This is a genomic window from Sphaerochaeta sp. UBA5836, assembly GCF_002432845.1.
Taxonomy (GTDB): Bacteria; Spirochaetota; Spirochaetia; order Sphaerochaetales; family Sphaerochaetaceae; genus Sphaerochaeta.
Genome location: NZ_DJGW01000057.1, coordinates 56,366 through 63,063 on the forward strand (window position 1 = coordinate 56,366; position 6,698 = coordinate 63,063).

Sequence of the window (6,698 nt, forward strand, 5' to 3'; positions counted from 1 at the left end):
AAAAATGCAGGCAATTTACATCGAGTTGCATAAATAAAACAATCTTTTCTTGTATTCTGGCTATCTTTTTCGTATCATGACTCGTGGGATATTTCCCATTCAAGGAGAAAAGTAGAAATGAAAAAGACCTTAGCTCTTGTTCTTTGCATCCTGCTGGCCTCCAGTTTCTTGTTTGCACAAGGTACAAAAGAAACTGCCGCCAAGCCCGCTGCCAGTGACTTCCATGTTGGTATTGTCACCGGTACAGTCTCCCAGTCTGAAGATGATCTTCGTGGTGCTGAACGCCTGATCGAGGAGTATGGTTCCGTTTCCACTGGTGGCATCATTCAGCACGTCACCTATCCTGACAACTTTATGGACGAAGCTGAGACCACCATCAGCGTAATCAGCGGCCTCGCCGATGATCCGAAAATGAAGGCAATCATTGTCAACCAGGCTATTCCTGGAACCACTGAGGCTTTCCGCCGCGTCAAGGAGAGAAGACCCGACATCATCACCATCGCCGGTGAAGCTCACGAGGATCCTAATGTAATCCAGACTTCTGCAGACCTCGCTGTCAACAATGACTTCGTCGCCCGCGGCTATCTGATCATCCGCACCGCTCATGAGCTCGGCTGCGATACCTTCGTACACATCTCGTTCCCCAGACACATGAGTTATGAAACCATGAGCCGCCGTGTTGCCATCATGCGTGCAACATGTCAGGAATTCGGTATGAAGTTCGTGCTTGAGACCGCTCCCGATCCGACCTCCGACGTTGGTGTCGCCGGTGCTCAGCAGTATATTCTTGAGAAGGTTCCCGCATGGATCGAGACCTATGGCAAGAATGCTGCATTCTTCTGCACAAACGACGCTCACACCGAGCCTTTGCTCAAGCAGCTTCTGGCCTATGGTGGTTTCTTCATCGAAGCCGACCTCCCCAGCCCGCTGATGGGATATCCTGGAGCTCTGGGCATCGACCTCTCTGCTGAGGCTGGCGACTTTAGTGCCATTCTCAAGAAGGTTGAAGCTTCTGTTGTCGCCAAGGGTGGCGCAGGCCGCTTCGGCACCTGGGCTTATTCGTATGGTTACACCACCACTGCCGGCCTTGGCCAGCATGCCATCAACGTGCTCAGGGGCGAGAGCGAATTGCTCAAGCTTGCCGACCTGATGAAGGCGTATGGCAAGTACACCGCTGGTGCAAAGTGGAATGGTTCCTTCTACACCGATGTCAACACTGGTGTAAGGGCTCGCAACCACGTCCTCATTTACCAGGACACCTACATGATGGGCAAGGGCTACATGGGCAACGCTGATCTCGTTGTTCCCGAGAAGTATTTCTCCATCAAATAAGGTTTTCTAGTTGCAATCATGAGGGGGAGAGTGGTACTCTCCCCCTTTATACCGCTTATTGGGACAACTATTTGAACGTGGTCGTAACTGTTGTCTCTACTCAGATAAGAGTCACAACCAAGTTTGGAAGGATAGGACAGATGAATGAGAATGATGCTCCCTTGCTGGAGATGAGACACATCAGCAAGGACTTTTTCGGCAATCAAGTACTCAGCGACATCAATTTCTCTCTGAAAAAAGGAGAGATCTTGGGACTTGTCGGTGAGAATGGTGCAGGAAAGTCCACCTTGATGAAGATTCTCTTTGGCATGGATGAGATCCATCAAACCGGTGGGTTTGGTGGGGAAATCCTGATGAATGGACAGAAAGTGGAATTCGCATCCCCCATTGATGCTTTGGCAAAAGGAATCGGCATGGTGCATCAGGAGTTTTCCCTGTTGCCCGATTTTACCGCTACGGAAAATATTCTCCTTAATCGTGAGCCGCTCAAGTATACATGGCTCAGCGAGGTGTTCGGAGAGAGGATGAACACTCTCGACCGTGCACAGATGGACGATATTTCCAAACGAGCCATCGGCCGGTTGAATGTCCCCCTCGATGCCGACATGTTGGTTTCCCAAATGCCGGTAGGGCACAAACAGTTCACCGAAATCGCACGTGAGCTCAGCAAGGAAGCCACCGCGGCTACCGAAGGCATCAAGCTCTTGGTCCTTGATGAGCCGACTGCAGTACTTTCCGAGCAGGAGGCGGACAGCCTGCTTGCTGCCATGCGTAAGTTAAGTGATTCCGGAATTGCCATAATTTTCATCACCCACCGTCTTCAAGAGATTATTGATGTGTGCAACACCATCATGGTCATGCGTGACGGCAAGATTATCAAGACGGTCCCTGCACAAGGGGTTGTCATCACCGATATCGCCCGTTGGATGGTGGGGCGTGATGTGAATACTTCCCAGCGCCAGACCCGTACGTTCGATTACGAGAAATCTCCTGTGATTCTCAGCATTGAAAATCTGTGGGTGAATATGCCCGGTGAGACGGTAAGGGATGTGAGCCTTGAGGTGCATAAGGGAGAAATCCTGGGTATCGGAGGCATGGCCGGGCAGGGCAAGCTCGGTATTCCCAATGGAGCAATGGGCCTGTTCCCTGCCGGCGGGAAGGTTGCCTTCGAGGGAAATCAGATTGATTTGAACAATCCCCGCAACTTCCTTGATGCCGGAATGGCGTTTGTCAGCGAAGATCGGCGCGGGGTGGGTTTGCTGCTCGATGAGACGCTGGAGTGGAACATCTCCTTTACGGCCATGCAGGTCCAGGATAAATACCTCAAGAAGTACCTGGGCGGTGCCATCAAGTGGCGTGACCAGGAAGCTATTGAAAAAGAGACGCAAGCGTATGTGGAGCAATTGGAAATTCGTTGCACCAGCACCAAGCAAAAAGCAAAGGAGCTGAGTGGAGGCAACCAACAGAAAGTATGTCTGGCCAAGGCCTTTGCTGTATCACCCAAGCTTTTGTTTGTATCAGAACCTACGAGAGGCATTGATATCGGGGCCAAGAGCCTTGTACTCAAAGCGCTCAGGAAATACAACGAGGAGAGTGGGACCACCATTGTCATGATATCCAGTGAACTTGAAGAACTACGGGCGATTTGCGACCGGATCGCCATCATCAGCGACGGCAAGGTATTCGGCATTCTGCCAGCCAGCACCGACAGTGCTGAATTTGGTCTGTTGATGGTCGGCCATAAACAAGGAGGGAGTGTATGAACTTCGAAAAGCTGAAAGCTTCGATACAGGACATGGTACGCTCCTTCGGGCTTCCCCGAGTCATTATTGCCTTGTTCTTGCTGGTCCTCTTCATTCTCGCCCCGTTCGTGGGCGTTAATGTAGGAACCAGCCTTTCTGATACGCTCAACCGTTTCGGAATGAACGCAGTCATGGTTTTGGCGATGGTTCCGATGATTCACAGTGGTTGCGGCCTGAACTTCGGACTTCCCTTGGGCATCATTGCCGGACTCCTGGGTGCAACCCTCAGCCTGCAGATCAATATCCCCGGACCTTTCTCCTTCGTGCTGGCAATTCTTCTGGCAACCCCGTTCGCTGTCATCCTCGGCTGGGGGTATGGGCAATTGCTCAACAGGGTAAAGGGTGGAGAGATGATGATCGCCACCTATGTAGGATTTTCCAGTGTGGCTTTCATGTGCATCATGTGGCTGCTGTTGCCCTTCAGCAATCCCACCATGGTCTGGGGCTATAGTGGATCGGGGCTTCGTACCACGATTTCGGTTGAAGGTTACTACCTGCATGTGCTGAACAACCTGCTGTCGATTCGACTAAGTGATCACTTGGTGATTCCCACCGGAATGATCCTGTTTTTTGCATTGCTGGCATTCATCATCTGGGCATTCCTGCACACCAAGACAGGGACTGCAATGACGGCTGTTGGCTCGAATCCTGTGTTTGCCCGTGCAAGCGGCATCAATGTAGACCGTATCAGGACCCTCAGTGTCGTGATGTCGACCTGGTTGGGAGCTTTAGGCATCCTCGTGTATCAGCAAAGTTTTGGATTCATCCAACTGTATATGGGTCCTTTCTACATGGCTCTGCCGGCGGTTTCGGCAATTCTCATCGGAGGAGCCTCGGTGAACAAGGCTTCAATCCTCAACGTTGTGATTGGAACCTTCCTGTTCCAGGGCATTGTCACCATGACGCCGTCGGTCATGAACTCGATGATTCATACAGACATGAGTGAGGTTATAAGAATTGTGGTTTCCAACGGTATGATCCTCTACGCCCTGACCAGAAAAACGGAGGCGGTACGATGAAGCTTCAGATGACCAACACCCAAAAAGTACTCCGCTTCATGGCCAACAATACCGTACCGATCCTCTTTCTGGTGATTTGTGCCTTCGGTATACCCTTGAGCGGGTACTCGGCAAACTATTTGTTCAGCGAAATCATTATTCGTATCGTCCGAAACTCCTTCTTGATCGTCAGCCTCCTGATTCCCATCCTTGCAGGCATGGGATTGAACTTCGGCATGACTCTCGGGGCCATGGCCGGTCAGATCGGCCTGATATTCATCAGCGACTGGGGCATCGTAGGGATTCCGGGCATGCTTCTGGCGATGATTATCTCCACCCCCATTTCGATTCTTCTGGGCTGGTGGTGCGGCAAGATCCTGAACATGGCCAAAGGCCGTGAGATGGTTACCAGCTACATCATCGGCTTTTTCATGAACGGCATCTATCAGTTGATTGTACTCTACGGCATGGGTGCTGTTATTCCGATCAGGTCAAACGCCTTGGTGTTGCCAAGAGGCTATGGTATCCGCAATACCGTCAACCTGATCGGTATTCGAAAATCCTTGGACGATCTGCTGACCATCCGACTGTTCGGTATTCCCATTCCTCTTGCAACATTCGCCTTGATCACCCTTCTGTGTCTGTTCGTGCTCTGGTTCAAGAAGACCAAGCTCGGTCAGGACATGCGCGCAGTGGGGCAGGATATGGAAGTTGCTCGAGCAGCGGGAATCAGGGTGGAGCATACCCGCATCATCTCGATTATCATATCCACGGTTTTTGCCGGCTACGGTATGATCGTGTACTTGCAGAACATCGGTACGTTGAACACATACAACAGCCATATGCAAATTGGTATGTTCAGCGTTGCCGCTCTTCTGGTTGGTGGTGCAACGGTTGCAAAGGCCAATATCAGGAACGTATTTCTTGGTGTCATCCTGTTCCACCTCATGTTCATCGTCAGCCCGATGGCGGGCAAGAACCTCATCGGACAAGCCCAGCTCGGTGAGTACTTCCGCGTATTCGTTTCCTACGGGGTTATCACCATTTCACTGGTCCTCTACGAGGTGAGAAAAAGGCGGGATGAGAATATTGCAGGTCTTGAGCTTGCAGCCGAGCAGGAGGTGAAAGCATGAGCATTACCTTCAATCGTACAACATGGATCCGCCTTGCAGCCATTGTACTGATCCTGGCTTTCTCGGTGTTTCTCTTCTTCATTGGAAGGCAACACACTGTACTCGTCGACAACAAGACCATTACCGTGAATGGGACGGAAGTCAAGGCCCTTCAGTTGGTGGAGGTCCAGATCAACAAGCTGGACGCGCTGGAACTTGCAGCACGCGATCGTGACAAGTTCGAGGTGACCGGCCAGACCCACGAGGTGAAGGTAGTGTATACCGACTCCAACTGGGAGGAGCATGTGATCACCCGCAAGTTCAAGATTCCCTTGATGCAGGATATGGTTATGATCCTGATTCCTGCCTTGGTTGCCGATGCACAGGCCGACCAGAGTGTTTGGCTTGAGAACTACGAACCGCCAACCTATGCAATGACAGCCGCTCCAGCTGAAGAGACGGTGATAACCGACGACTTAGCCGGCTTGATTACTGAATTGTAGTAACAGGGTAAAAACTAAACATCAGGGGTGCCATTTGGCACCCCTTGGTTTATACTGAAGAAAATTATCAATGAAGAGGTTTCGCATGCGAATGTCTCGGTCAGTTGCTCTTTTCATGCTTCTTGTATTGTTGTTATCACCTGTTATGGCTGCTTCCAATCAGCAGAAAGTATTCAGTTTGGATGATGACGTCTACCAAGCCATCCAAATGCTCTATATCTCCCAAGGGCTATCGCTTCCCTCCACAACCGGTCCGTACAGTCAGGCAGAACTTGCCTTGATGTTGGAGAAGCTCAAACCCGAAGTCCTGAAAGGAAGCCTTTCTTCAACCTATGACTATGTTGTTCAGCAATTGAACAAAGAACCGAAGATCCAAGGCGACGGCATCGGCCTCTCCTGGAACCTCGATGCCAATCTGGAAGCCTATTACCACACCGATACCACCAACTTTGTGGGAAGGGAAACTTGGAATAGAGGATTCCTGCAACAAAAGCCCCTGCTGAATATCGGATTGGAAACCTGGCCGGCCGAGAACTTCTACGGCTATTCAGAATTCAGTGTGGGCAACACCCACACCTTGGAGCATGGGTTTGGCTCCACAGCATTCGGCACAAACATACCGGTGCTGCCTCCGGCGGTTCTCGAGGACTTGGACTTCAATATGCCCTATCGTGCCTTTGTTGCTGCAGGAGGGGAGTATTGGACCTTCCAGCTTGGAAGGGACAGGCTCAACTGGGGTGCAGGGACAACTGGCAACCTCATGCTCAGTGATACGTTGAAGTACCACAACATGGCCCGTATCACGACATTCTCGGACAAGTTCAAGTATACCTTCGTGACATCGTTCTTCCCGCATCCTTTACACTATTATGATGAAGTACAATCTGGAGTTGATATCGTCTATAACTCAACTACTAATACATATTTTGAAGTCCCAACTTATTATAACAA

General features: G+C 50.8%; 5 protein-coding genes and 1 pseudogene. All 6 read left to right on the top strand.

The genetic code is table 11. The features are described 5' to 3' along the window. The first annotated feature begins 117 nt into the window (after window positions 1-117). Window positions 118-1,332: a DUF3798 domain-containing protein gene (locus B3F49_RS04640; protein ID WP_293909279.1), complete on the top strand. Its 1,215-nt coding sequence runs from the start codon at window positions 118-120 to the stop codon at window positions 1,330-1,332. A gap of 140 nt (window positions 1,333-1,472) precedes the next feature. Further along, complete coding sequence (locus B3F49_RS04645) at window positions 1,473-3,095, top strand: sugar ABC transporter ATP-binding protein (RefSeq protein WP_293896104.1); 1,623 nt, start codon at window positions 1,473-1,475, stop codon at window positions 3,093-3,095. After that, window positions 3,092-4,153 carry an ABC transporter permease subunit gene (locus tag B3F49_RS04650; protein ID WP_293909281.1) on the top strand — a complete coding sequence of 354 codons (1,062 nt, stop codon included), beginning with the start codon at window positions 3,092-3,094 and terminating at the stop codon, window positions 4,151-4,153. Before B3F49_RS04645 ends, B3F49_RS04650 begins: the two co-directional genes overlap by 4 nt. Continuing rightward, window positions 4,150-5,265, top strand: coding sequence for an ABC transporter permease (locus B3F49_RS04655; RefSeq protein ID WP_293909284.1), 1,116 nt, complete (start codon window positions 4,150-4,152; stop codon window positions 5,263-5,265). Before B3F49_RS04650 ends, B3F49_RS04655 begins: the two co-directional genes overlap by 4 nt. Beyond that, window positions 5,262-5,747 carry a DUF6672 family protein gene (locus tag B3F49_RS04660; protein WP_293909286.1) on the top strand — a complete coding sequence of 162 codons (486 nt, stop codon included), beginning with the start codon at window positions 5,262-5,264 and terminating at the stop codon, window positions 5,745-5,747. Before B3F49_RS04655 ends, B3F49_RS04660 begins: the two co-directional genes overlap by 4 nt. A 145-nt stretch (window positions 5,748-5,892) precedes the next feature. After that, a pseudogene (locus B3F49_RS04665) lies at window positions 5,893-6,698 on the top strand (hypothetical protein); the annotation flags it as partial.

Excerpts from the sequence above, each read along its gene's own strand:
- B3F49_RS04640 (WP_293909279.1), top strand. The coding sequence starts at position 118 with ATGAAAAAGACCTTAGCTCTTGTTCTTTGCATCCTGCTGGCCTCCAGT.
- B3F49_RS04660 (WP_293909286.1), top strand. The coding sequence starts at position 5,262 with ATGAGCATTACCTTCAATCGTACAACATGGATCCGCCTTGCAGCCATT.
- B3F49_RS04645 (WP_293896104.1), top strand. The coding sequence starts at position 1,473 with ATGAATGAGAATGATGCTCCCTTGCTGGAGATGAGACACATCAGCAAG.
- B3F49_RS04650 (WP_293909281.1), top strand. The coding sequence starts at position 3,092 with ATGAACTTCGAAAAGCTGAAAGCTTCGATACAGGACATGGTACGCTCC.
- B3F49_RS04655 (WP_293909284.1), top strand. The coding sequence starts at position 4,150 with ATGAAGCTTCAGATGACCAACACCCAAAAAGTACTCCGCTTCATGGCC.